We start from the raw sequence: 23895 nt of genomic DNA, 5'->3' as shown, positions 1-23895 counted from the left end.
GTATTTCATTTTGACGCAAGGGGCTCGCCACGCGTCTCCTTCTCCCGGTCAAAACGGGGAGAAGCAGGCCGGATCAGAGGCGCTCCCCCTCGCATCAGGGCCAGCCCAAACGCGTGTGTCTCCATCCCCAGGCACACGTCACCAGCCGCGAACTTCGGTCGACACCTCAGCCCGTCGCATTTCCTTGCAATCTGTAGGGAACGAGCGACCATGTCCGGCCGCCCGCAACACCCGTCCCGCGACCGGGACGGAGCCTTCAGCAGAAGATCTGAAACTTCTCCCGGATCATCCGGTCGATCTCAGGCGCGATCACCGAAGGGGCCGCCTCCGCCAGAATGCGGTTTTTCTTCTCGATCGCCTTGGCCACCAGATCCGGACGGCCGATCTCCACCCATTCCTTCGGGCTCGTGCGGTCGGCAACCGCCGGATAGATGTATTCCGTCTGCATCAGCCCCAGCGTCTGCGGGTGGCCGAGATAGTGGCCGGGGCCCTCGAGGCAAACCGAGCGCATGGTTTCGAGCGAGACCGAATCCTCTGTTACGTCGATGCCGCGGATGCAGCGCTGCACTTGCCCCAGAAGATCGTCGCCAAGCACCAGCGATTCGAGGCAGAAGCCGAGCAGCGAGGCATGCATGCCGACGGCCTCGTAGACCATGTTGAGACCGGAGAGCCCCGCCATGACGTTGGAGATCGCCTGCTCCCAGCCGGCCTGCATATCCGGCAGCTTGGCGTCGGCGATGCCGGCCGCAGCGCCACCCGGCAGGCGGTAGAACTGGTGCATCTGGGCGCAGCCGGCCGTCAGCAGCGCCTGTTCGCCCGAACCGCCCGACATTGCCCCGGTGCGCAGGTCAGAGACGAAGGGCCAAGTGCCGAACACGGCAGGATGGCCGGGCGACATAGCGTTGACATAGACCACGCCTGCCAGGCACTCGGCCACCGCCTGGACGATCGCGGTTGCAAGCGGTGCCGGTGCGGTGGCGCCCGCCTGACCGGCCGAAAGAAGCAGGATCGGCATCCCAGCGCGGATGCACTTTTCCATGGTGATGCAGCTTTCCTCGGCGAACTTCATCGGCGGCACGACGAAGCAGTTCGAGTTGGAAACGAAGGGCCGCGCCCGCCACTTGTCCTCGCCGCCGGCGATCATGTGGATGAGATCGAAACAGCCGTCGACATGCGAGGGATCGGAGAAGCTGGTGCCGACATGCTTGGTCGTGCCGGCGCAGCAGGCATAGAGCGTATTGATGTCCATCAGGAAGTTGTCGGCCACATCCCGGCAGACCATGGCGCGCTGGAAGAAGTGCACATTGTCGAGGTGGTGCACGAGCTGCGCGGCATTGAGCAGGTCCTTGGAGGTCGACTCGCGGTATTCGCGTTTCTCGACATCGACGATGTGTACCGCGGCTCCGGCGGTGCCGTAATAGACGCGAGTGCCCGAGAGCTCGAGATCCTGTTTCGGATCGCGGGCATGAAGCGTGATGTCGCGCGCGGCGATCGCAAGCATGTCTTCGACCAGTGCTCGGGGAAAGCGGATGCGTCCGTCATCGCCGAGGATCGCGCCGGCGCCGGTCATGATCTCGACACCCGATTTCGGCGCATTGGCAAGGCCGATCTGCTCCAGCGCATCGAGTGCTGCCTCGTGGATGCGCTTCACATTGGCGTCGCTCAACGGCTTGTATTGCCCGCCGGAAAGCCCAGGGCGTACCGGCCGGATGTTTTCGGCCAAGGGAGCCGCGCGCAGCGCCACCCGCGCCGCCCGCCCGCCGGACCGTCTCGAAGCCGCAACTGCACAATCATCAGCCATCATCATCTCCCAATGGGGCGCATGCCCCTGATTCCTGCCGTGCGGCGCTGCCCCACATCCGCGCGGTGAGAGATTGCCCCTCATCCGCCTGCCGGCACCTTCTCCCCGTCTGGACGGGGAGAAGGGACTTGTGGCGCCCGCTCGTTCCTCTCCTCAGCGTTCATGAGGATGAGGATTAGCTGGCCTTCTGCACCGCCTCGTTCTTCCACCGCCCCTCACTCCAACCTCTCTCCGCGTGTGGTGAGAGGGAATGACCCGGGGCCGCGTCTCCCTTCTCCCCGCCTGCGGGGAGAAGGTGCCGGCAGGCGGATGAGGGGCTCTAGCCTTTCCGCGCGGATGAGGGACGAGCCCAACCGCCTGCCCTAAATCCGCACCCGCTCCGCCCTTGGGTCGTACATAGGCTTCAGCGACGCCTCGGCCTTCACCCGCGTGCCGGCGATCTCGATCTCGAAGCTTGATCCGAGCACGTCGTCGGCGCTCTCGCCTTCCGACGGCACGTAGCCAAGCCCGATCGCGCCGCCGAGGTGATGGCCGTAATTGCCCGACGTGATCGTGCCGACGATCTTGCCGTCGCGAACGATCGCCTCGTTGTGGAAGAGCAGTGGCTCGGGATCGGAAAGCCGGAACTGCACCAGCCGGCGCGATAGGCCCCGATTGTGCTTGGCAAGCACCGCCTCGCGGCCGATGAAGTCGCCCTTGTCGGCTTTGACCGCAAAGCCGAGCCCGGCTTCGAGCACATGGTCCTCGTCGGTGATGTCGTGGCCGAAATGGCGGAAGGCCTTTTCGATGCGGCAACTGTCGAGCGTGTGGATGCCGCAGAGCTTCAGGCCCAGCCCCTCGCCCGCCGCCTCCAGCGCCTCGAACACATGCGCGGTCTGGTCGGTCGGGACATAGAGCTCCCAGCCGAGTTCGCCGACATAGGTGACGCGGTGGGCGCGGGCGAGCCCCATGCCGACCTCGATCTCGCGGGCCGTGCCGAAAGGATGAGCGGCATTGGAGAAATCGTTGGGGCTGACCTTCTGCATGAGCTCCCGCGCCTTCGGCCCCATGACGCAAAGCACGCTTTCGCCGGCGCCGACATCGGTGATGACAACGAACTCGTCGGTCAGATGCTTGCGCAGCCAGGCAAGGTCGCGCTGCAAGGTGGCGCCGGGCACCACCAGCAGGAAGGCGGTTTCCGAAAGACGGGTCACCGTCAGGTCGCTCTCGATGCCGCCGCGCCCGTTCAGCATCTGGGTATAGACGATGCGGCCGGGCTCGACGTTCATCTCGTTGGCGCAGAGCTTCTGCAGGAAGGAAAGCGCGTCGCGCCCCTCGACCCGGATCTTGCCGAAGGAGGTCATGTCGAACAGGCCGACGCCGTTGCGCACAGCCAGATGCTCCGCTTTCTGGTTTTCAAACCAGTTCTGCCGCTTCCAGGAATAGCGGTATTCGCGCTCCTGGCCCTCGTTCGCAAACCAGTTGGCCCGCTCCCATCCCGCCACTTCGCCGAAGACCGCGCCGCGGGCTTTCAGATGCTCGTGCAGCGGCGAGCGGCGCACACCGCGGGCCGTCGCCATCTGGCGATAGGGGAAATGGTCGGCATAGAGCAGGCCGAGCGTTTCAGAGACGCGGTCTTTCAGGTAGGCGCGGTTCTTCTGGAACGGCTGCGCCCGGCGGATATCCACCTCCCAGAGATCGAAGGGCGGCTCGCCGTCGTTCATCCATTGCGCGAGCGCCATGCCGGCCCCGCCCGAGGAAACGATGCCGATCGAGTTGTAGCCGGCCGCCACCCAATAGCCTTTCACCTCCGGCGCCTCGCCGAGATAGTAGCGGTCGTCGGGCGTAAAGCTCTCAGGCCCGTTGAAGAAGGTGTGGATGCCGGCCGTCTCCAGCATCGGCATGCGGTTGACCGCCATTTCGAGGATCGGCGCGAAATGGTCGAAATCGTCGGGCAGCTGGTCGAAGCAGAAATCTTCGCGGATGCCATCCATGCCCCAGGGCTTGGCTTTCAGTTCGAAGGCGCCGATCAGCATCTTGCCGGCGTCCTCCTTGTAGTAGGTGCACTCATCGGGCACGCGCAGCACCGGCAGGCGCGTGAGGTTCGGGATCGCCTCGGTGACGATGTAGAAATGCTCGCAGGCATGCAACGGCACCGTGACGCCCGATTGCCGCGCGAATTCCCGGCCCCACATGCCGGCGCAATTGACGACATGCTCGGTCTCGATCGTGTAGGTCTCACCGTTCTGTTCGCAGGTGACGCCGGTCACCCGGCCGTCCTTCTTCAAAACAGAGGTCACCTTCACGCCTTCGATGATCGTTGCGCCGTTCTGGCGCGCCCCCTTGGCCAGCGCCATGGCGATGTTGGCCGGGTCGCACTGGCCGTCGAGCGGCAAATGCACCGCCGCTTTCACGTCCGAGGTGTTGAGGTGCGGATACATCGCCTTCACTTCGTCAGGCGTGATCTCGCGCACGTCGACATTGAAAGCCCGCGCAAGCGACGCCTGTCGGTAGATTTCTTCCTTGCGTTCCTCCGTCAGCGCCACGGTGATCGAGCCGTTCTGGCGCATGCCGGTGGAAATGCCGGTCTCTGCCTCGAGCTTGACGTAGAGGTCGGCAGAATATTTCGCGAGCCGCGTCATGTTTTGCGAAGCGCGCAGCTGACCGATAAGGCCGGCCGCATGCCAGGTGGTCCCTGACGTCAGTTGCTTGCGCTCAAGCAGAACCACGTCGGTCCATCCAAGCTTGGCCAGGTGATAGGCGACCGAACAGCCGGACACGCCGCCACCGATGATGACCGCACGGGCTTTCGAGGGAATGGGCTTCGTCATGCGCGCAGTCTTTCATTGGAGGGATCCCAGAGCGGCTGGTCCGCTTCGACCGTAGCCTTGAAGCGATCGCCGAAGATCTCGACCTCGATTTCCGTGCCGGGCACGGCGAGATCGGCGCGCAGCATGCCGAGTGCAATCGACTTGCCGACGCGGTGGCCCCAGTTGCCCGAGGTCGTTTCGCCGACCACCTGACCGTCGGACCAGAGCGTCGACATGTAGGGTGCGTCGCAACCGTCTGCGGCGACCGTCAACGTCACGAAGCGCTTGGAAACGCCCTGCTGCTTCTCGCGCTCCAGCGCCACCTTGCCCTTGAAGCCAGGCTTGCCCCAATCGACGAAGCGCTCCAGCCCGCCCTGCAGGATGGTGTAGTCGGTCGAAAGGTCGCCCTTCCAGGCGCGGTAGCCCTTCTCGATGCGCAGGCTATCGAGCGCTTCCATGCCGAAGGGCTTCACCCCGTGCTTCTGCCCGGCCGCCCAGACGGCGTCGAAGATGGCGGCCGTGTCCTCGACCTTGGTATGGATCTCCCAACCGAGTTCACCGGCGAAGGAGACGCGCACGAGCTGGCAATGGCGCCCGGCGATCTGCGCCGTCTGGTGCGTGAGCCAGCCCTTGGCGAGATCCGCTTCGCTGACCTCGGCGAGGATCGCGCGCGACTTCGGCCCAGTGAGGATCTGGCAGGAGAAGGACTTGGTGACGTCGTCGATGCTGAAGGCGGCGTCTGCCGGCCGGTGCTTCAGCAGCCATTCGAGATCGTGCCACTGCGCGGTCGCCGCCGTGATCAGGAAGAAGAAATCCTCGTCCAGCATCATGACCGACATTTCCGTGACGATCCGGCCCTTGTCGTCGGCGAAATAGGCAAGGCCGATTCGCCCAGGCTTCGGCACGCGGCCGGTGATGAGGCCGGAAAGCCATGCGGTCGCGCCCTCGCCCTTCACCCGAAAACGCGAGAAGCCCGGCAGGTCGAGAATGCCGGCGGCATCGCGCACGGCGAGACATTCCTCCTCGATGCGCTTCGCCCACGGCCCTTCCCGGCCCCAGGTCTGCGTCGCCTCCTCGGAGGTGTCGTCGCCGGGCTTGGCGTACCACATCGCCCGTTCCCAGCCGTTATAGGGCTTGAACTGGGCGCCAAGGGCGGTAATGCGATCGTGGATCGGCGACATCTTCCTGTCGCGGCCGGCCGCCCAATAGTGTTTGGGAAAATGCATCGCATATTCGTGGCCGTAGATCTCCATGCCCTTGGCGATGCAATAATCCTGGTCGGTATAGTCGGTGTAGCGGCGCGGGTCGCAGGACCACATGTCCCACTCGGTCTGCCCCTCGGTAATCCATTCGGCGAGCACCTTGCCGGCGCCACCCGCCTGGCAGATGCCGAAGGTGAAGACGCAGGCCTCGAATGCATTGGGCACGCCGGGCATCGGGCCGATCAGCGGGTTGCCGTCGGGCGCGTAGGGGATCGGGCCGTTGATGATCCGCGACAGACCGGCGGTTCCCAGAATCGGCACGCGCTCGACCGCATCGTTCAGGTACCATTCCAGCCGGTCGAGATCGTCGGGGAAGAGCTGGAAGGAGAAATCTTCCGGCATCGGATCGTCGGGCGTTACCCAATGGGCGCGGCAGTTGCGCTCGTAGGGCCCGAGGTTCATGCCGTTCTTCTCCTGGCGAAGATAGTAGGAGCTGTCGACGTCACGAAGCAGCGGCAGCTTGTGGCCGACCTCCTTCGACCAGGCGGCGAGTTCCGGAATTTCGTCGAACAGGATGTACTGATGGCTCATCACCATCATCGGCACGTCACGGCCGAACATCTTGCCCACTTCGCGGGCATAATAGCCGGCGGCGTTGACGACGTATTCGCAGCGGATCTCGCCCTGCGGCGTCGAGATGACCCATTCGTCGTTTTCGCGGCGCGCGCCCGTGACCGGACAGAAGCGGATGATCTTGGCGCCCATGTCGCGCGCACCCTTGGCCAGCGCCTGCGTCAACTGCGCCGGATCGATGTCGCCGTCATAGGGATCGTAGAGCGCGCCGGTCAGCTCGTGGGTTTCGAGGAACGGGTAGCGGGCGCGCATTTCGTCCGGCGAGAGAATGTCGAGATCCATGCCTTGATAGCGGCCCATGCCGACGACGCGCTTGAATTCCTGCAGCCGCTCCTTCGAGTGGCCGAGCCGGATCGAGCCGGTGACGTGATAGTTCATCGGGTAATCGACCTGGGCCCCGAGGTCACGATAGAGCGACGCCGAATAGCGCTGCATGTTCATGATCGACCAGGAGGACGAAAACGTCGGCACGTTGCCGGCCGCATGCCAGGTCGAGCCCGCCGTCAGCTCGTTCTTTTCCAGAAGCACGCAATCGGTCCAGCCGGCCTTGGCAAGATGGTAAAGCGAGGAAGCCCCGATCGCTCCCCCACCGATGATCACGACGCGTGCGTGCGACGGCAAATTCGACATCAACTGTTCCCTCGTTTTGCCGAATTCTTGCCGGTGAAGCCGGGCGTCATCAAGCAACGGAAACAGGCTTTATTGATCGATGTTTTCGATTAGATTGGAGCGATTGCAGCGGGAGAGAACGGCATGCAGGTGGAGCTGATCGAAACCTTCCTGGATTTGATGGAGAGTCGCTCCTTCAATCGCACCGCCGAGCGGCTGAACCTCACCCAGTCGACGGTCTCGCATCGGGTGAAGGCGCTGGAAGCGCAGTTCAACCGCAAGCTCTTCACCCGCAACAAGGGCGGCACCGTGCCGACCGCTGCCGGGCTGCGTTTCCTAGATTATGCGAAAGCCCTGCAAAACCAATGGCATGAGGCAACGCGCGCCGTCACCAATGCCGGGGCGCTGGAGCGTTCCATGCGGCTCGGCATCCAGCATGATCTGGCCGAGGCTTTTGCGGGGGAATGGATGGCGGCGATCCGCCGGGACATGCCCGGCATCGAGGTCTATATGGAGGCCGATTACTCCAACCAGATGAACCGCGATCTCGGCGCCGGCGACCTCGATCTGGCGATCCTCTATACGCCCCACTATCTGCCTGACCTTTACTACGAACGGATCGGCGATCTGCATTACGTGCTGGTCAGCACCGAGGCCCGCGACCTCGCAGATGTACGCTCCGAAAACTACATCCGCTCGAGCTATTCGCCGACCTTCGACCGCGCCCACCGGCTGGCCTTGCCGCATCTCTCCGCCGCACTCGTCTCGGCCGGCCAGAACATGGCGATCACCCGGGTTCTCGCGGCCCTCGGCGGCTCGGCCTATGTGACCGCCGCCACGGCGGAGCGGCTGGCGGCAGACGGATTTGCCGCCCGCGTTCACGATGCTCCGGTGATCCCGCAGACGGTCTATGCCGCAACCAGCCTGCGCACCCGTCACGCCCACCAGCACCGCAAGATCATCGCCGCCATGGGCGAACTGCTCGCCACGCTGCCGGTGCCAAATACAGAGAGCGCCTAGATCAATGTCGAGCTGTTACGCCATGCGGCGCTGGATCAGCCGCTGCAGGACCATCAGGATGGAGACGATCGCGAGGTAATAGATCAACGCCGCGGAGTACCATTCGACGAAGCGGAAGCTTGATGCGATCGCGTCGTTGACGACCGCCATGATCTCGCGCATTGAAATCACATAGGCAAGCGAGGTCAGCTTGATCAGGTTGATGAATTCGTTGACCAGCACCGGCATGACGATCCTGAGCGCCTGCGGCAGGATCACGAGAAAGAACGTCTGCCAGCGATTGAGGCCGAGCGCGCGGGCGGCGTCCGTCTGCCCCTGGCCGATTGCCGAAAGCGCCCCGCGCATCGCCTCCGCCATGTAGGCCGCCGTCACCAGAGTAAACGCGATGAAGGCGGCGACGAAGGGCGTGTACCAGGGCGCCCGCGTCAGCCCGGGGAAGAGCTGCGGCGCGCCGTTCCAGACGATCAGGAGCACGAGGATCAGAGGCGCCGAGCGAAACAGCCAGACATAGAGCTGCGCTGCCGTACGCCGCACCGCCGCCACCGAATTCAGCGCGACGGCAAGCGGCAGGCAGAGTAGGAACGACGCCGCCTGCACCAGGATCGAAAGCAGGATGGCGATGCCCGCCCCCTGCAGCATGACGGGCATGGTCAGGGCATCGAGAAACAGTTTGGTGTCGAAGTTCATGCCCTGCCCCCTTTTTGATCAGGAGTCGTAATCGACGTCGAAGAGCGACGGATCGACGCCGTATTTCTTGGCGAGATCACCGAAGAAGCCCTTTTCCTTGAGCGCCTTCAGCCCCGCTTTGACCGCGACTGCATCACCGCCGTCGCGGCGGCTGTAGATGCCGTACTTGAAATCCGAGGCCCAGATGTAAGGAAGCTGAAGCGTGCCGTCGGAGCGCGCGGCGCGATAGGCACCCTCGGCCTCTTCCGTCACCGTCGCATCGACGCGGCCGACGAAAACCTGCTGATAGGCCGCCTGCTGTGTCGGGTATTCCTGCACCTCGACCGGCGGCAGGCCCTTGGCGGCGAGTGCCTCGTTCAGCGGCCCGATCCGCTCTTCCTTGTAGTAGGCGCCGGCTTCGAGCGCGATGACCTTGCCGCTCAGGTCCTCCGGCACCTTGATCGTATCGCGGCCCGCCTTGGTGACCATCGCGGTTGCCGATTTCATGTAGGGCACGCCGTCATAGGTCTCGCGCCGTTTGGCGTTGATGTAGATGCCGCTAATGATGACATCGCAGCGCCCTGCCCCAAGCGTCGGCAGCAGGCCGGCAAATTCGGTGACAGTGTAGCTCACCTTCGCATTCCATTGCGCCGCCAGCGCTTCGGCGATCTCGATGTCGATGCCTGTCGGCGCCGCGTCGGCGGGATGCTCCTTGAAGGAGAGCGGCGGAAAGGCGGCGGTGGTGCAGACGCCGATCTCGCCATCCGCCGCAAAGGCCGGCGGCTCGGCCTGTGCGGCGCCGGCCGAAAGCACGGCGGCTGTAAGAAGAGTTGCGCAGGATGCCAGTCTGAACATCGTCATTCCCCTTATTGTGCTGGTGAAACGCGGCCGACGATGTCGCCGTAGGTCTGGCTGTCGAAGGCCGGAAGGATGAGCGGATCCACAAAGCCATCACGCCGCGCCGTCAGCACGTATTGCATCATCGACGCATTGTCCGGCATCTCGAAAACCTGGACGAAGTCGTAGGCTCCGAGCGTGGCATAGAAGGCGACCGAGCGGCCGCCAAGCGCTGCGACCCGATCCTCGCTCACCCTGCGCCGGGCGCCGCTGTCCGAGAGCTCGGCCAGTCCCTTGGAGGTCAGTCGCATTAGCGAGATATATCTTTGCATAGGGCATCAATCCGTTGAAACGGTTGGCAAAAGGCTTTGGAAATGTGAGGTATTGAGCCGCGCTCGGAGAATTCCAGGAAAAGTGCGAAACGGTTCTTCGTCCGGAATTGCGCGGTGCCAGAGCGCTAGCGCGCGGCCTTGGCCAATCCGGCAATGACCGCATCGCTGGTCGAGACCGTGCCGAAGATGCCGTTCTCGATCGAGATCATGTTGATCGCCGCCTCATGCGCCCACTGCTCGCCGCTGGCACAGCAGTCCGAAATCGTCAGGCACTGGAAATTGCGGTCGCAGGCTTCGCGTAGCGTCGTGTGTACGCAGACATCGGTGGTGCAGCCGGTAAAGAGCATGTGGGTGATGCCCTGAGACCTCAGCACATGCTCGAGATCCGTATAGGTGAAGGAGCTGTTGCAGGTCTTGTCGATGATGACATCGGTGTCGGCGACATCGAGTTCGGGCAAGAGCTGGAACCCCGGGCTCGAACGCAACAGCACCTGCGTATTCTCCAGCCCCGAGCGCTTGCGCCGCCATTTCTCGTAAGGCGTCATGTCGGCGAGATCGGCGCGGTAGCCCTGGCGCGTGTGGATGATCAGGCAGCCGGCAGCCCGCGCTGCTGCAATCACCCGATTGACCGAGGGCACGATGGCGGCCAGCGGCGCCGGATCGTAGCCCATCGACGCGAAGTAGCCGTTCGGCGAGCAGAAGTCGACCTGGAGATCGATCACCATCAGCGCGGTCTGCGACGGAACCAGCTTTCCATCATAAGGAAAATCAAACGGTTGTGCCTCGATCATGGTGTTCTCCCTCTCTCCGGTTCGATTCATAGGAGCAAAAATCGATTGGGAATAGCGATTTTTTATGCTTGATATTGTGCAGTCTGGCTAAACAATAATGAGCCTCAAACGGCCACCAGGTACGCGGAGAATCCATGTGAAGGCGCTGCATTTCCTGCCCTATATCCGGGCGTTCGAGGCTGTGGCGCGCATCGGTTCCGTGCGCCAGGCGGCAGACGAGTTGGGCTTGAGCCCCGGCGCCGTGTCGCTGCAATTGCGCCGGCTGTCGGAGACGACCGGCCTGACGCTGCTTGAGAAATCCGGCCGCAACATCAAGCTCACCGCCGCCGGTCGCGAGTTCGCGCAGACGGTTTCCCACGCGATCGGCAACCTTGCCGCAGCTGTCGAGGACGGCACCGACCGACGGCTTGAAAGCCACCAGCACAAGCTGACCGTCGCCCTGCCACCGGCGCTGGCGATTGCCTGGATGGCCGGGCTGCTGGTGCAGTTTGCCGGCGCGCGTGGTTTGACCGACCTTTCGATGCGCAACTGCATTCGCGCCAGCGACGTCGCCTGGGACGACGTCGATCTCGCCGTCGTCTACGACAACCCGCCTTTCGACGGCCTGTGGTGGCAGGCGGTCAGCGACGTGAAACTGCGCACGGTCTGCTCGCCGCTGCTCTTTCCCCGGCTCGAAGGACCGCTGCGCGAGAGGAAGCTGCGCGACGTCACGCTGCTGCATGAGGATGACGGCCGGGAATGGGCGCGCTGGTCGGCCGCCTCGCGCATCTCGCTCGAGGGCAGCCGCAGCGTGCGGGTGCAATCGGTCGCGATCGCCGTCGCCTCGGCGCTGCAAGGACAGGGCATTGCCCTCGTCTCCGACGTGCTGACACGCTCCTATCTCTATGAGGGACGGCTGATCCAGCCTTTCCCGACGGCAATACCGGCGTCGGCCGGCTACTACCTGCTCTGCCCCACGGAAAAAGCCGAGGAGCCGCTGATCCAGGCATTCGCCAACCAGATCGCCGCCCACCTGCGCGGCGAGCGTTTGGGCGACAAGCAGGCTCAGTAGCGGCCCTTGAGCAGCGCCTTCAGCCGCTCGGCATCCGCCTCGGTCACACCAGGCGGTGCCACCACCTGCATCCAGGCGTCGATATAGTGTTCCGGCGCATAGACATGGCCGTAGCCGATCGGCGACGTGGTCGCGAGCGCCATGTCGGCCAACAGCTGGAACATGGTGACGACCGGGAACCAGCGAAGCGCGGGCGAAACGTCGGCACCACGCGGCGCCTTCATCCAGTCCGGCTCACGGTAGAAGGAATGGGGATCGAAGAAGGTGATCGGATCGCTCGCATATTGCAGGTAGACGATGCGGACATTGCCCCACTGGGCGCCCGGAATGTTGAGCGCGTTTTCCTGGTTGGTGAAGCGGATCACCGAGCCATCGCGATAGAGCGGCCGCCATTCCGGTGAGCCGGGATTGCGATTTCGCGTGATCTGCAGCCAGGTCCTGGTCGGGAACGGCGAACCGACCCAGAGAGCGCCCTGGAACGGGTCGCTGATGATGTCGAAGGGATCGACCGAGCCTTGCGAGTTCATTGCGCCGAGGCTGAGACCATAGAGATAGAGCCTCGGCCGCTTGTCCTTCGGCAGCGTCGTCCAGTAGCCATAGACCGCGTCGAACAGTGCATCGGCCGTCTCCGCCCCATATTCCGGCTCGACCAGCAGCGACAGCCAGCTTGTGAGATAGGAATACTGCACGGCGACGCTCGCGACATCGCCCTTCAAGAGATATTCGAGCGAATCGAGGCCCGGCGGGTCGATCCAGCCGGTGCCGGTCGGAACCACGATCAACAGATTGGAGCGCTCGAAACCGCCGACGCGCTTCAGTTCCTCGAGCGCCAGCTTCGCCCGCTCCTTGGCGGTTTCGGCCGAGTTGAGACCGGCATAGACCCGCAAGGGTTCCTTTGCCTCAGCCCCGAAAAAGGCGCCGATGTCCTTCGCGGCCGGGCCGGACGCGATGAACTGGCGCCCCTGGCGGCCAAGCTCGTCCCAGGTCATCAGCGACGCGCTACTGCCCGTCTTCGAAGGATCTGTCGGCGGCGCAACGTCGGGGTCGATCAAGGCGTCCAGCCGCTGGAACGAGCTGTCGGCCGCATGCAGGACAAAGCGGAAGATGACACCATCGGCGGCCGACCAGAAGAGCGCGAGCGCCGCAACCACCCCGGCAAGCTTGGCCATCGGCCGGGTCAGCACATATTCGAAACGCCTGGTCAGAAACCGGAAGGTCAGCCGGAACAGGCGCGCCAACAGCACGACGACGACGAAGACGACGGCCGCGATCAGGCCGAGCTTGAACGGCTCGGCGCTTTCGACCGGGTGCATCCCCATGATCTCGCGCACCGTGTTCTGCCAGTAGGCTGTGCGCCAGAGGAAGGTCAGCGCAACCGCGATGCAGCCGAACGCCGCCACCACCTTCACGGTGAAACCGGTGCGCCCGCGGATCTCCGGCAGGTCGAGCAAGGACCATAGCCAGCGCATGAGCACGCCGATCGCATAGCCGGCGGAAAGCGACAGGCCAGAGATTACCGCCTGCACCACATAGGGTCGCGGGATCAGGCTCGGCGTCAGCGACATGGCAAAGAAGAAGACGCCGACAATCAGGCCGGAGGTCGAGAAGGATGCCAGCAGCGCCGAAACGAAGCGCGGCACCGGCAGTCTCGACAGTCGGGTCTGTTGAAGATTTGCCATGGCCGATCCCACCTTATGCAGACATGTCACCGCAACGGCCGAGGCCGTCCGGCGAAGGTCCCGTATCACTTTGAATTGCTGCACATTTATCCTCAAATCGGCGACGATTTGACGAAACGCGCAGCAGGCGCCGGCAGCAATGTCGCCTCCCGCTCGTGTCCAGTCAATCGCCGCAACCGGAAGACGCGCAAGCACTGGCCTGACAGCGGCACTCCGACCCTCACGCGCGGGTCACCTCGACCGGTGTTTTCATGATGATTTCGCGGTGCGGGAACGGGATCGAAATGCCCGCCGCCTTGAAGGCATCCCACAGCGCCATCAGCACCTGACCGCGAATGTTGGTGAGCCCGTTGCTCGGATCGGAGATCCAGAACCTCAGCTTGAAATCGAGCGACGATGCGCCGAAGCCGGTCATCCAGCAGACCGGCTCCGCGTGGCTGCTGGCAACCCGTGGGATCGATTTGGCAGCCGCAATGGCAATGCGCGCCACCTCATGCGGATCGCTGTCATAGGAGGTGCCGAAACTGACCTCGATGCGGACGAAGTCGCTTGAGAACGACCAGTTCACCACCTGCTGCGAGATGAAGTCCTCGTTCGGAATGAGGTACTCCTTTCCGTCCCTGGTGATGACGGAGACGAAGCGGGAGCGCAGGTCGCGCACGGAGCCGAAGGTATCGCCGAGCGTGATCGTGTCGCCGGGTTTGATGGATTTGTCGAGCAGGATGATGATGCCGGATATGAAGTTGGAGACCACCTTCTGCAGACCGAAACCGATACCGACGCCGACCGCCCCGGAAAAGACCGTCAGCGCCGTCAGGTCGATGCCGGTTGCCGACAGCGCGATTGCGCCGGCAAAGCCGATCAGCGCGATCTTGACCAACTTGCTGATCAGCACCTTGAAGGAGGGCGTCAGATCCGCTGAACGCTGGATCCAGTGTGAAGAGACGTTGCCGATCAGCACCGCAAGCCAGACCAGCGCGGAAGAAAGCACGATGGCTTTGAGGACCAGCAGCAGCGACAGACGAACCGCGCCGAAATTGATGGCAACGCCGTCGAGCGTCGTCAGGATCACCCGATCGAGCCCGACCGCATAGAGCGCAAAATAGATCCAGCCGACGACGGCGGTAACCCGCGCCAGCATCTGGTTGCGGATGATGCGTGTCAGCACCGAGATGACGAACCAGGCCGCCGTCAGCGTCAGCGCAGTGGCCACCAGCCAGCGATAGGAAGGCCATCCGAAGCGCAATATCATCCCGTCGGCGATCCAGAGCCAGACGATCAGAAACAGCCACTGCAGCCGCCGCATGAAGGCGATGATCACGCGCAGCAGGTCCGGGTTACCCTTGATCAGGCGGGCGCGCGCTTCGACCAGCGGCTCTGTCCGCTTTGCCAGCGCGCCGCAGATCAGGTGACCGGCGACGATGATGGCGAGCTGATAATACGTCCACTCGTTCAAAAGGACCGTGCGCAACCAGGAAGCGACGGCATCGAACGCTGTTGCCAAATCCATCGTCTCTCTCCGAGAGATCAAGGCGCCCGCCGAGCGTTTGGGGACGCCCTGACCCCTTGAATCTAGGGCATCCTCGACGCTTTCAAAGCCGACCGAAGAAAGTCGAACGTCTTCAAAGACTTGTGAAGCGTGGACGCTAGATCCGCCGCTCCTTGATGGTGTTCATGACGAAGCTGGTCTCGATCGAGGCGACGCATTTGAGCCTTGCGATCTTCTCCTTGATGAAGCGCTCGTACTGATCGAGGCCGGCGCTCATCACCTTCAGCACATAATCGCGCGAGCCGGTTACCAGGTGGCACTCGAGCACCTCGTCCCAGCCGCGCACCGCCTCCTCGAACATGACGATCTCGTCCTCGTGCTGGCGGCTGAGCCTGACAGTCGCGATCGCCGTCATCGTCCAGCCGTCGACCGCCGGATCGATCAGCGCCGTATAGCCGCGGATGACGCCGGTCTCCTCGAGCCGTCGCAACCGACGCAGACAGGGCGAAGCCGATAGCCCCACCCGTTCGGCAAGCTCGTTGTTGGTGAGGCGGGCATCCCCCACCAGTTCCTTCAAAATCCTGCGATCCATCTCGTCGGCAATTTTCTGCGCCATATCTTCTCAACTCAGCCAGATCTTTGCGCAACTCAAAGACCTCGAGCCGGAAATAGCAAGGATCAGTCCAAGCATCTGATATAATTTGCCTGTCAGTCGAGTCCGCTTCCCATCAGGAGACAAGTCATGACCGCACCGCATCCCTCCAAGACCCATATCGGAAACCACAAGCTGCATCCCGAAACGCAGATGCTGAACTATGGCTACGATCCGGAACTGTCCGAGGGCGCCGTCAAGCCGCCGGTGTTCCTGACCTCGACCTTCGTGTTCCGCTCGGCCGAAGAGGGCCGCGACTTCTTCGACTTCGTTTCCGGCCGCCGCGAGCCGCCGGCGGGCGTCGGCGCCGGCCTCGTCTATTCGCGCTTCAACCATCCGAACAGCGAGATCGTCGAAGACCGCCTCGCCGTCTACGAGCGCACCGAGAGCTGCGCGCTGTTCTCGTCGGGCATGTCGGCGATCGCCACGACCCTGCTCGCCTTCGTCAAGCCGGGTGACGCGGTGCTGCACAGCCAGCCGCTCTATGGCGGCACCGAGACACTGCTTGCCCGCACCTTCCTCAATCTCGGCGTCGCCGCCGTCGGCTTTGCCGATGGCGTCAACGAAGCGGCGGTGACGGCCGCCGCCGAAGAGGCGATGGCCAAGGGCCGTGTCTCGGTGATCCTGATAGAAACGCCGGCGAACCCGACCAACAGCCTCGTCGATGTCGCCATGATCCGCCGCGTTGCCGACGCTATCGGCCGAAAGCAGGGCCATACGCCGATCGTCGCCTGCGACAACACGCTGCTCGGCCCGGTCTTCCAGCGGCCGATCGAACACGGCGCCGACATCTCGCTCTATTCGCTGACCAAATATGTCGGCGGCCATTCCGACCTCATCGCCGGCGCGGCGCTCGGCTCCAAGGCGGTGATGAAGCAGGTAAAGGCGCTGCGCGGCGCGATCGGCACCCAGCTCGATCCGCATTCCTGCTGGATGCTCGGCCGTTCCTTGGAAACGCTCTCGGTGCGCATGCAGAAGGCCGACGACAATGCCCGTATCGTCGCCGAGTTCCTGCGCGAGCACCCGAAGGTCGAGCGCATCCACTACCTGCCCTTCCATGGCGAGGATACGCCCGTCGGCCGCACCTTCAAGGCACAGTGCACCGGCGCCGGCTCGACCTTCTCCTTCGACATTACGGGCGGCCAGGAAGCGGCCTTCCGCTTTCTGAATGCGCTGCAGATCTTCAAGCTCGCCGTCAGCCTCGGCGGCACGGAATCGCTCGCCAGCCACCCGGCGGCCATGACCCATTCCGGCGTGCCGATCGAGGTGCGCCACCGCATCGGCGTGCTGGAATCGACCATCCGCCTGTCGATCGGCATCGAGCATCCGGATGATCTCGTCGCGGATCTTTCAAACGCCCTGTCGGTCTCCTGATGCAAGCGGCCGCCGGTCGAGCCGGCGGCCGCTTCGCTGAATTGAAATGTGCAATTCCGGACGGAAAACCGCTGCGCACTTTTCCTGGAATTGGCTCGCTTGACTGGCGCAATTCCGGGCGGAAAACCGCTGCGCACTTTTCCTGGAATTGGCTCGCTCGGCTGGCGCAATTCCGGACGGAAAACCGCTGCGCACTTTTCCTGGAATTGGCTCGCTCGGCTGGCGCAATTCCGGACGGAAAACCGCTGCGCACTTTTCCTGGAATTGGCTCGCTTGGCTGGCGCAATTCCGGACGGAAAACCGCTGCGCACTTTTCCTGGAATTGCTTTAGTGCGCCAGGATGTTGACGATATTGCCGAACGGGTCGCGCATGTAGAAACGGCGCACACCCCAGGGCTCGTTGGTGATGTCGTAGACGATCTCGACGCCGGCGGCCTTGGCGCGCTGATAGGCCCGGTCGACGTCGTCGACCTCGATCGAAAGCACCGGCACGGGCGTATCGTTGCCGCCCTCGCTGGCGATGCTCACCTGTGGCATCGCCGCCTTGCCCTCGGCGGCAAAGGTCAGGATCCAGCCGTGATCCATCACCACGTCCAGTTCCAAGAGGTCACCGTAGAAGGCGCGTGCCGCCCGCGGGTCCGGCGCGTAGAGGTTGGAGACGATACGCTTGACGGTCATGGATTGCTCTCCTCCGGTGAGCCGCAACACGGCTACATCGGCACTCCCCAGTTGTTCTGTTGAACGCGATACAGCCTATACTGCCTGCCAAGTGCACTCAGTTGAAGCGAAAACGCATCGCTTCAGAAAGCCGCCGCCGCGTGCTTCGATGACGCGTGCGGGTTTGCGTCGGCAAGCGCCGCCCGCACCAGCGTCGCCGCTGCCTTGCCCGCCATCTCCATATAGCTGGCATCCCGGTGCAGCAGCACCACGGCGAAGCTGCCGTCGAGCAGCAGCAGGATCTGCTTTGCCAGCATGGCAGGCTCGGCGGCGCCGGCGTCGGTGAAGGTCTCGGCCATCCACGCCTCGAACTTCTTCTTGTGAGCCGCACCGATCCGGAGCGCCGGATGTCCTGGCATGTTGGCAAGCTCGGCAGAGGTGCGCAGGAAACCGCAGCCCTTCCACTTCGGGTGGCGCGCCGCCCGCGCCAGATTGACGAAGATCGCCTCGACCTTGTCGGCAAGGTCCCCGTCGCCCGTGTCGAACCACTTCCGGAAGAGCTTGAGATTGGGCTGGTCGCGACCTTCGAGATAGGCGGCGATCAGCTCGTCCTTGCTTTCGAAGTGGTAGTAGAGCGTGCGCTTCGTGACCCCCGCCGCCTCGGCCACCGCATCGACGCTGACGGCACGGATGCCCTCGGCATAAAACAGCTTTTCCGCCGCTGCGACGATCACGTCCCGGGTCGATTTCTCTGGTTTCGCCATCTCTGATGTATACCGACTAGTGAATATACATCGCATCTTCCCTCACCTAGCCTCTCCCCGTCAACACCTGCCGGAGAGCAACCATGTCGAACACTGTGCTGATGCAGATATCAGAGGGCATCGCCGTCCTCACTCTCAACCGTCCGCAGAAACTCAACGCGCTCAACTACGAGCTGATCGACCGGCTCATGAGCCTTCTCGACGAGATCGAAGTGAACGACGAGATCGGCGCGGTGATCATCACCGGCGCCGGCGAGCGAGCCTTTTCCGCCGGCGGCGATATCCATGAGTTCTCGCAAAGCGTGGCCAAGGGCGTGAACCCGGCCGTGCGCGATTTCGTTCGCCGCGGTCAGGGCCTGACGGCCCGGCTCGAAGCCTTCCCGAAACCGGTGATCGCCGCCGTCAACGGGCTCGCCTATGGCGGCGGCTGTGAGATTACCGAGGCCGTGCATCTGGCAATTGCTAGCGACAAGGCACGTTTTGCCAAGCCGGAGATCAAGCTCGGCATGCCGCCGACCTTCGGCGGCACCCAGCGCCTGCCGCGGCTGGCCGGCCGCAAGCGCGCAATCGAACTGCTCCTGACCGGCGAGGATTTCCTGGCCGATCGCGCGCTGGAGCTAGGGCTCGTCAACCGCGTCGTCCCGCATGAGGAACTGATCGCTTCCGCCCGTGACCTAGCAAAACGCATCATGGCGCACTCCCCCCTCGCCATCCGCTCGATCATCAATGCCGTAACCCGCGGCCTCAACATGTCGATCGCCGAGGGGTTGCTGGTCGAAAGCGAACAGTTTGCCCAGATGGTGCCAACCGACGATCTCGCGGATGCGCTCGCTGCCTGGAGGGGACGGCGCGTCCACGACGATCCACCGCGGCCCGGTCTCTTTTCGCGATACTTTTAAATTCAACCGAACGGTTGACAATTAGGTCGATCGCGACGATATTCAACGATATGGTTGAATATCAGAACGCACATCTCGATGCCGTGTTTCACGCGCTTTCGGACCCGACGCGGCGCGCCATGCTCCAGGACCTTTCGCAGGGCGAAAGACTGGTGGGTGAGCTTGCGGCGCCGTTCTCGATCTCGCTGGCCGCGGCATCGAAGCACATCAAGGTGCTGGAAGGAGCAGGTCTGGTGCGCCGCGAAGTGAAAGGTCGCACGCATGTGTGCCGGCTCGATGCCGCGCCGATGCATGCAGGCATGGAGTGGATGCGCCATTACGAAGCCTTCTGGCGGACCCGCATCGACGCACTCGAGGCGCTGCTTCTGGCCGAAGACGCCACTATCCAAAATGATCCGGAGGAAAAGCCATGACTTCGTCTGCCACAGCCTTTGCCGGTACCGATTACGGTCGCGTCATCGCACCGGACGCGGTGCGCATCGAACGCCTGCTGCCGGGCCCGATCGAGCGGGTCTGGTCCTATCTGACCGAGGAAAGCAAGCGTCGGCTCTGGATGGCATCGGGCACGATCGGCTCGTGCGAAGGTGCCGCGGTCGAGCACGTCTTCCGCCACTCGGAACTGACAGCGGAAGACGATCGGCCGCCGCAGAAATATGCCGCGCATGCCGGCGAGGTGCGCAATTACGGTCACGTGCTCGCCTGGGAGCCGCCGCGGCTGCTCGCCTATACCTGGAACGAAGAGACCGGCACGCCCTCGGAGGTCCGCTTCGAGCTCAGCCCTCGCGGCGACAAGGTGCTGCTCGTTGTCACCCATAAACGCATCGCCGATCGTGCCATCATGACCAGCTTTTCCGCCGGCTGGCACGTGCATCTCGACATTTTGCGCGCTCTGCTCGAAGGCGAAAAGCCGGCAGCCTTCTGGAGCAAGTTTGCCGACCTGGAAGCGCAATATGACGCGCGTATTCCGAAGCCGTGACGGCGGAATGGGCTTAGAGGTCAAGACGCCTACAGGCGCCGGCAAGGATCGACTTGCCGGCGCTTTTCGTCAGGCGCGGGCGAAACCGAGAACGAAGAGCGCCAGCGCGCCGATCGATGCGAAGGTGCGCACGTGGTTCCACCAGACCCAATCGGTCAGATAGCGCTCATGCCAGAGATCGGTCGCCGCCTGACCGGGGGCTGCAGCGGCGAGCGCATCGTTCATCGGCACGTTGAAGATGATCGTCACCAGAAGCACGCCGACGACATAGGCGATGCCGCCGGCGGCAAGCCACCACCTGCCCTCGCCGCCCGAGAGGAAGGCCATGACGACGAGCACCAGACCGAGCAGCGCGGTGCCCATGAAAGCACTGAGGAAGATCGGGTTCTGGATCACGACATTGATGGCGTTCATCGCGGCGATCCCCTGCTCCGGCGGCAGCCGCGACAGGGCCTGCATGATGCAGACCGAGAAGATGAAGAACAGTCCGGCCATCAGGCCGGAACCGATCGCGGCGGCAAACGCCAGAGCGGGGATCAGCGGGATCATGCGGCAATACTCCAAACACCAGTTGCTGCGGTTTCCCGGGCATAATCCGCAAAGTCGCGCGGGGGCCGCCCAAGCACGCGCTCGACATCGGACGTCATGCTGGAATTGCGTCCGTCGAGCACCGAGGAGAAGAGATAGCGGATGAGTGCGACATAGTCATCCGGCACGCCGTCGGCCTTGAGCTGTGCCGCAAAATCGTCAATCGGCACCGGCTGATAGGCGATCCGGCGGTTGGCCGCGACGGCGATCTCGGCCACGGCCTGGGCAAAGGTCATCAGCCGCGGGCCGGTCAGCGAATAGACCTTGCCGATATGTGCGTCGTCCAGAAGCGCCGCGACCGCCACATCGGCAATGTCGTCGCAGCTGACGAAGGGCTCAGTGACCTCGTCCACCGGCAGGAAGACCGACCCGCTCATCACGCCATCGGCCAAGAAGCCTTCGTCAAAATTCTCGAAGAACCAGCTGCCACTGATGACCGTCCAGTCGGCGCCGGAGGCCTGCAGCGCGCGCTCGGCCGCTTCCGCCTCGTCCTCGCCGCGGCCCGACAGCAGCACCAGCCGCTTGATGCCCGAGCGAACGGCAAGGCTCGAGAACCGGTCGATGACGTCGACGGCGCCCGGCACCGCCAGATCCGGCTGGTAGCAGACATAGATGCGATCGACATTTTCAAGGACGCGCACCCAGGTCGCCTCGTCCGTCCAGTCGAAGGACGGCGACGCCGAACGGGCGCCGATGCGCACCGCTATGCCCCGCTCCCGAAGGCGCTCGGCCACGCGCCGCCCCGTCTTGCCGGTACCGCCCAAAACCAGTGTGACTTTCTGAGACATCGTTTCCTCCTGAGGTTTCACCAACAAACATGAGTATCTCTCACATTTGCAAATGTGATAAATCCTCGTATTTTAGGAGTCAAGTCAAAATGTGAGCATTACTCATGATTCCAGGTGCAAGCCCCGCCACACTTCCCGCCGACGACGAGACCACGTTGCGCCGGACGCCCAGCCAGAAGCGCAGCCGCGAGCGCGTGGAGCAGATCCTTGCCTGCGCGACGGCACTCATCCAGGAGAAGGGCAGCGACGCCATGCGCATGAGCGAAGTCGCTGAAAAGGCGGGGATTTCGATCGGGTCGCTCTACCAGTACTTCCCGGACAAGGCGGCGATCGTGCGTACGCTGGCCGAGCGCTACAATGCCGTGTGCAACGAGTGCATCGCCGCCGAACTCGCCAAGGTCACGTCGATGGCAGAACTGCGCGACGCCTTCTCACTGCTGTTCGACATCTACTACGACATGTTCCTGGCCGAGCCTGTCATGCGCGACATCTGGTCGGCGATGCAGGCCGACAAGGCGCTGCGTGAGGTCGATCTTCTGCAAAGCCGCACCGGCGGCAAGCTTCTGGCCGATGTCTGGGCCCGCTTTGCGCCCGAGACGCCGCGCGAAATGATCGACAGCGCTGCCTTCCTGATCATGCATCTCGGCGACTGCACCATGCGACTTGCCGTCTCGGTCGATCGGCCGGAGGGCGACCGCATCGTCGAGGCCTACAAGCAGATGATGCTTCGCGATTTTGTCGCGGATGAAGCGGCCGGCGGCGCAGGCTCAATTGACAACGCCATGACACGCTCCTAATCATTTTGGATCGATTGGTTCCCGGGACGCGAACGCGTTTCGGGAGTAAACGGGAACGTGACGGATGGACCCATGCTGGGCATTCAAATCACGGCCGACCCCGCGACTGTAGAGCGACGTTGATCTTGCCGTTCCGGAGCAATCCGGAAGAAGCCACTGGAACAGGCCCCGAGAGAGGGGTCGAACTGGGAAGGCGAGGCAGATCCCGGGCATTTCGCCCAGCGCCGTGAGCCAGGAAACCTGCCACTCGATACGGGCATAGGGCCCACACCGGGAATTTCCCGATGCCATCACGGAGGTTGTCATGGCTACGTCTACCATTTCGAGCACCCCGCTCTCCCTCAGCGATCGTCTGACCGCTGGCGTCATCGCCCTTTTCATCGGCGCATTCCTCGTCTTCGGTGCCGGCCTTGCCAATTCGGCCGTGCTGCACGACACCGCGCACGACACCCGCCACTCCTACGGCTTCCCCTGCCACTAAACGATGCGCCGGAACGTGAACAACGTTCCGCATCGAAATAGCTGCGGACCTGAATGCATCCGGCTCACGCCGGATGTCGGCGTTTGCGCATGGCGCTTTGGCGAACATGCAAGCACCGTCCGTGTGGCACAGCGAATGGGAAGGCTCAACAACCACGCCGAAACGCGTGGCGTTTGCCGTTATCGAGGGAATTCAAGATGATTGTCAGAACGCTTCTGGCCGCGATCGTGGCTGGACTGATTGCCGGTGTCTTCATGACCGGCGCCCAGGAACTGCGGGTAACGCCGCTGATCCTGCATGCGGAGCAATTCGAAGGCGAGGCTCCGGCCGCGACCGAACAGCCGGCCGGCCAGCCGGGTGCGGCACAGCCGGCCGCCGAGGGCCATGACCAGCATTCGTCGCTGAAGGCGGTATCGCCGCTTGGCGCCGTGCTCGACGCGCTGTCGCCGATCACGCCGGCCTATGCGCACGAAGGCGAACATGAGGAAGGCGGCATCATGTTCGGTTTGAGCCGCTTCTCCGGCACGCTGATGGCAAACCTCGTCACCGGCTCCGGCTTCGGCCTGCTGCTCGCCGGCGTCAGCCTGGTGATCGGCTATCCGATCACGCTTAGGAACGGCGCACTCTGGGGCGCTTGCGGCTGGCTCGCGGTGCACATGCTGCCGGCGATCGGCCTGCCGCCGGAACTGCCGGGCTTCCCGGCAGCCGAACTCGGCGACCGCCAAACCTGGTGGCTGGCAACCGTCGCTCTCTCCGCAGTCGGCCTCTATCTCCTGGTTCTGCGCGAGGAAATCGTATCCAAGGTTGCCGGCCTCGTCCTGATCGCCGCACCCCATGTCTACGGCGCGCCGCAGCCACTCGATATCTCCAGCAACGTCCCGGCCGTGCTCGGCGCCGAGTTCGCGGTCGCCGCGCTCGCCACCACGCTCGCCTTCTGGATCGTTCTCGGCGTCGTCTCCGGCTTCATCAACGAGCGCTTCCTCAAATCGCATTGAACCCAATGTGCCTCAGCAGGCACCA

At 63.5% G+C, this 23895-nt stretch carries 23 protein-coding genes and 1 riboswitch; of the genes, 9 read left to right on the top strand and 14 right to left on the bottom strand.

The annotated features are described in order from the left end of the window. Positions 1-256: 256 nt before the first annotated feature. From I8N66_RS06050 to I8N66_RS06040, 3 genes are all read right to left on the bottom strand, one after another. Positions 257-1801, bottom strand: coding sequence for a trimethylamine methyltransferase family protein (locus tag I8N66_RS06050; RefSeq protein ID WP_291150909.1), 1545 nt, complete (start codon positions 1799-1801; stop codon positions 257-259). A 362-nt stretch (positions 1802-2163) separates the two neighbouring features. After that, the gene (locus tag I8N66_RS06045; protein WP_291150905.1) at positions 2164-4611 is read right to left on the bottom strand and encodes an FAD-dependent oxidoreductase; all 2448 of its coding nucleotides are present in this window, start codon (positions 4609-4611) and stop codon (positions 2164-2166) included. Further along, on the bottom strand, positions 4608-7055 hold the full coding sequence (locus tag I8N66_RS06040; RefSeq protein WP_291150902.1) for an FAD-dependent oxidoreductase: 2448 nt from the start codon (positions 7053-7055) through the stop codon (positions 4608-4610). Before I8N66_RS06040 ends, I8N66_RS06045 begins: the two co-directional genes overlap by 4 nt. 123 nt (positions 7056-7178) lie before the next feature. Between I8N66_RS06040 and I8N66_RS06035 the strand changes: the two genes are divergently transcribed. Beyond that, positions 7179-8054, top strand: coding sequence for a LysR family transcriptional regulator (locus I8N66_RS06035; RefSeq protein WP_291150899.1), 876 nt, complete (start codon positions 7179-7181; stop codon positions 8052-8054). 15 nt (positions 8055-8069) lie between these two features. On the opposite strand, the gene I8N66_RS06030 is transcribed toward I8N66_RS06035, so the two are convergent. The 4 genes from I8N66_RS06030 to I8N66_RS06015 form a co-directional block, all read right to left on the bottom strand. Next, positions 8070-8741 (bottom strand): amino acid ABC transporter permease, encoded by a 672-nt coding sequence (locus I8N66_RS06030; protein ID WP_291150896.1) that lies wholly within the window; start codon positions 8739-8741, stop codon positions 8070-8072. 18 nt (positions 8742-8759) lie between these two features. Further along, complete coding sequence (locus tag I8N66_RS06025) at positions 8760-9575, bottom strand: transporter substrate-binding domain-containing protein (protein WP_291150893.1); 816 nt, start codon at positions 9573-9575, stop codon at positions 8760-8762. Between the two features lie 11 nt (positions 9576-9586). Continuing rightward, positions 9587-9889, bottom strand: a complete 303-nt coding sequence (locus tag I8N66_RS06020) for a GYD domain-containing protein (RefSeq protein ID WP_291150890.1) — start codon at positions 9887-9889, stop codon at positions 9587-9589. 125 nt (positions 9890-10014) lie between these two features. Continuing rightward, positions 10015-10680: an isochorismatase family cysteine hydrolase gene (locus I8N66_RS06015; protein WP_291150887.1), complete on the bottom strand. Its 666-nt coding sequence runs from the start codon at positions 10678-10680 to the stop codon at positions 10015-10017. Between the two features lie 136 nt (positions 10681-10816). On the opposite strand from I8N66_RS06015, the gene I8N66_RS06010 reads away from it, so the two are divergent. Next, complete coding sequence (locus I8N66_RS06010; protein ID WP_291150884.1) at positions 10817-11731, top strand: LysR substrate-binding domain-containing protein; 915 nt, start codon at positions 10817-10819, stop codon at positions 11729-11731. Here the strand turns inward: I8N66_RS06010 and I8N66_RS06005 are convergent. The 3 genes from I8N66_RS06005 to I8N66_RS05995 form a co-directional block, all read right to left on the bottom strand. Continuing rightward, entirely contained in the window at positions 11725-13410 is a 1686-nt protein-coding gene (locus I8N66_RS06005) for an alpha/beta-hydrolase family protein (protein WP_291150881.1), read from the bottom strand. The genes I8N66_RS06010 and I8N66_RS06005 overlap by 7 nt on opposite strands. A gap of 220 nt (positions 13411-13630) precedes the next feature. Beyond that, complete coding sequence (locus I8N66_RS06000; protein WP_113540429.1) at positions 13631-14920, bottom strand: mechanosensitive ion channel domain-containing protein; 1290 nt, start codon at positions 14918-14920, stop codon at positions 13631-13633. Positions 14921-15056: 136 nt separating this feature from the next. Further along, positions 15057-15515 carry an Lrp/AsnC family transcriptional regulator gene (locus I8N66_RS05995; protein ID WP_113540430.1) on the bottom strand — a complete coding sequence of 153 codons (459 nt, stop codon included), beginning with the start codon at positions 15513-15515 and terminating at the stop codon, positions 15057-15059. 126 nt (positions 15516-15641) lie between these two features. Here I8N66_RS05995 and I8N66_RS05990 point away from each other — a divergent pair, with 126 nt between their 5' ends. Further along, complete coding sequence (locus I8N66_RS05990; RefSeq protein WP_291150876.1) at positions 15642-16925, top strand: cystathionine gamma-synthase family protein; 1284 nt, start codon at positions 15642-15644, stop codon at positions 16923-16925. A gap of 327 nt (positions 16926-17252) precedes the next feature. Here I8N66_RS05990 and I8N66_RS05985 read toward each other — a convergent pair whose 3' ends face one another. Then, a complete protein-coding gene (locus tag I8N66_RS05985) occupies positions 17253-17603 on the bottom strand; it encodes a VOC family protein (RefSeq protein WP_291150873.1) in 351 nt (116 codons plus the stop codon). Between the two features lie 122 nt (positions 17604-17725). Continuing rightward, positions 17726-18346 (bottom strand): TetR/AcrR family transcriptional regulator, encoded by a 621-nt coding sequence (locus I8N66_RS05980; protein WP_291150870.1) that lies wholly within the window; start codon positions 18344-18346, stop codon positions 17726-17728. 83 nt (positions 18347-18429) lie between these two features. On the opposite strand from I8N66_RS05980, the gene I8N66_RS05975 reads away from it, so the two are divergent. The 3 genes from I8N66_RS05975 to I8N66_RS05965 are packed head-to-tail and all read left to right on the top strand — an operon-like array spanning position 18430 to position 20221. After that, positions 18430-19245, top strand: a complete 816-nt coding sequence (locus I8N66_RS05975) for a crotonase/enoyl-CoA hydratase family protein (protein WP_291150867.1) — start codon at positions 18430-18432, stop codon at positions 19243-19245. 50 nt (positions 19246-19295) lie between these two features. After that, entirely contained in the window at positions 19296-19658 is a 363-nt protein-coding gene (locus I8N66_RS05970) for a metalloregulator ArsR/SmtB family transcription factor (protein ID WP_291150864.1), read from the top strand. Further along, a complete protein-coding gene (locus I8N66_RS05965) occupies positions 19655-20221 on the top strand; it encodes an SRPBCC family protein (protein ID WP_113540435.1) in 567 nt (188 codons plus the stop codon). Before I8N66_RS05970 ends, I8N66_RS05965 begins: the two co-directional genes overlap by 4 nt. A gap of 69 nt (positions 20222-20290) precedes the next feature. Here the strand turns inward: I8N66_RS05965 and I8N66_RS05960 are convergent, their stop codons facing one another. Together I8N66_RS05960 and I8N66_RS05955 are read right to left on the bottom strand one after the other, a co-directional pair. Further along, entirely contained in the window at positions 20291-20770 is a 480-nt protein-coding gene (locus I8N66_RS05960; RefSeq protein ID WP_291150861.1) for an anthrone oxygenase family protein, read from the bottom strand. Further along, positions 20767-21597, bottom strand: coding sequence for an NAD(P)H-binding protein (locus I8N66_RS05955; RefSeq protein ID WP_291150858.1), 831 nt, complete (start codon positions 21595-21597; stop codon positions 20767-20769). Before I8N66_RS05955 ends, I8N66_RS05960 begins: the two co-directional genes overlap by 4 nt. Positions 21598-21701: 104 nt before the next feature. Here I8N66_RS05955 and I8N66_RS05950 point away from each other — a divergent pair, with 104 nt between their 5' ends. The 3 genes from I8N66_RS05950 to I8N66_RS05940 all read left to right on the top strand — a co-directional run bounded on the left by I8N66_RS05950 (position 21702) and on the right by I8N66_RS05940 (position 23870). Further along, entirely contained in the window at positions 21702-22394 is a 693-nt protein-coding gene (locus I8N66_RS05950) for a TetR/AcrR family transcriptional regulator (RefSeq protein ID WP_291150855.1), read from the top strand. Further along, positions 22393-22657: riboswitch (cobalamin riboswitch) on the top strand. It overlaps the preceding gene by 2 nt. Positions 22658-22698: 41 nt before the next feature. Continuing rightward, positions 22699-22875, top strand: coding sequence for a CbtB-domain containing protein (locus I8N66_RS05945; protein WP_034791966.1), 177 nt, complete (start codon positions 22699-22701; stop codon positions 22873-22875). Between the two features lie 197 nt (positions 22876-23072). After that, positions 23073-23870, top strand: coding sequence for a CbtA family protein (locus tag I8N66_RS05940; RefSeq protein ID WP_291150834.1), 798 nt, complete (start codon positions 23073-23075; stop codon positions 23868-23870). Positions 23871-23895 lie beyond the last annotated feature (25 nt).

Origin of the sequence: Ensifer sp. SSB1, assembly GCF_016652895.1 — a bacterium.
In the GTDB taxonomy this organism is placed as follows: domain Bacteria; phylum Pseudomonadota; class Alphaproteobacteria; order Rhizobiales; family Rhizobiaceae; genus Ensifer.
Note: the sequence above shows the minus strand (reverse complement) of the source record. Positions and strands in the feature narration are given on the sequence as shown.

Bases quoted from the DNA above. Each gene is read 5' to 3' on its own strand.
- I8N66_RS06050 (WP_291150909.1), bottom strand. From the start codon at position 1,801: ATGGCTGATGATTGTGCAGTTGCGGCTTCGAGACGGTCCGGCGGGCGG.
- I8N66_RS06045 (WP_291150905.1), bottom strand. From the start codon at position 4,611: ATGACGAAGCCCATTCCCTCGAAAGCCCGTGCGGTCATCATCGGTGGC.
- I8N66_RS06040 (WP_291150902.1), bottom strand. From the start codon at position 7,055: ATGTCGAATTTGCCGTCGCACGCACGCGTCGTGATCATCGGTGGGGGA.
- I8N66_RS06035 (WP_291150899.1), top strand. From the start codon at position 7,179: ATGCAGGTGGAGCTGATCGAAACCTTCCTGGATTTGATGGAGAGTCGC.
- I8N66_RS06030 (WP_291150896.1), bottom strand. From the start codon at position 8,741: ATGAACTTCGACACCAAACTGTTTCTCGATGCCCTGACCATGCCCGTC.
- I8N66_RS06025 (WP_291150893.1), bottom strand. From the start codon at position 9,575: ATGTTCAGACTGGCATCCTGCGCAACTCTTCTTACAGCCGCCGTGCTT.
- I8N66_RS06020 (WP_291150890.1), bottom strand. From the start codon at position 9,889: ATGCAAAGATATATCTCGCTAATGCGACTGACCTCCAAGGGACTGGCC.
- I8N66_RS06015 (WP_291150887.1), bottom strand. From the start codon at position 10,680: ATGATCGAGGCACAACCGTTTGATTTTCCTTATGATGGAAAGCTGGTT.
- I8N66_RS06005 (WP_291150881.1), bottom strand. From the start codon at position 13,410: ATGGCAAATCTTCAACAGACCCGACTGTCGAGACTGCCGGTGCCGCGC.
- I8N66_RS06000 (WP_113540429.1), bottom strand. From the start codon at position 14,920: ATGGATTTGGCAACAGCGTTCGATGCCGTCGCTTCCTGGTTGCGCACG.
- I8N66_RS05995 (WP_113540430.1), bottom strand. From the start codon at position 15,515: ATGGCGCAGAAAATTGCCGACGAGATGGATCGCAGGATTTTGAAGGAA.
- I8N66_RS05990 (WP_291150876.1), top strand. From the start codon at position 15,642: ATGACCGCACCGCATCCCTCCAAGACCCATATCGGAAACCACAAGCTG.
- I8N66_RS05985 (WP_291150873.1), bottom strand. From the start codon at position 17,603: ATGACCGTCAAGCGTATCGTCTCCAACCTCTACGCGCCGGACCCGCGG.
- I8N66_RS05980 (WP_291150870.1), bottom strand. From the start codon at position 18,346: ATGGCGAAACCAGAGAAATCGACCCGGGACGTGATCGTCGCAGCGGCG.
- I8N66_RS05975 (WP_291150867.1), top strand. From the start codon at position 18,430: ATGTCGAACACTGTGCTGATGCAGATATCAGAGGGCATCGCCGTCCTC.
- I8N66_RS05970 (WP_291150864.1), top strand. From the start codon at position 19,296: ATGGTTGAATATCAGAACGCACATCTCGATGCCGTGTTTCACGCGCTT.
- I8N66_RS05965 (WP_113540435.1), top strand. From the start codon at position 19,655: ATGACTTCGTCTGCCACAGCCTTTGCCGGTACCGATTACGGTCGCGTC.
- I8N66_RS05960 (WP_291150861.1), bottom strand. From the start codon at position 20,770: ATGATCCCGCTGATCCCCGCTCTGGCGTTTGCCGCCGCGATCGGTTCC.
- I8N66_RS05955 (WP_291150858.1), bottom strand. From the start codon at position 21,597: ATGTCTCAGAAAGTCACACTGGTTTTGGGCGGTACCGGCAAGACGGGG.
- I8N66_RS05950 (WP_291150855.1), top strand. From the start codon at position 21,702: ATGATTCCAGGTGCAAGCCCCGCCACACTTCCCGCCGACGACGAGACC.
- I8N66_RS05945 (WP_034791966.1), top strand. From the start codon at position 22,699: ATGGCTACGTCTACCATTTCGAGCACCCCGCTCTCCCTCAGCGATCGT.
- I8N66_RS05940 (WP_291150834.1), top strand. From the start codon at position 23,073: ATGATTGTCAGAACGCTTCTGGCCGCGATCGTGGCTGGACTGATTGCC.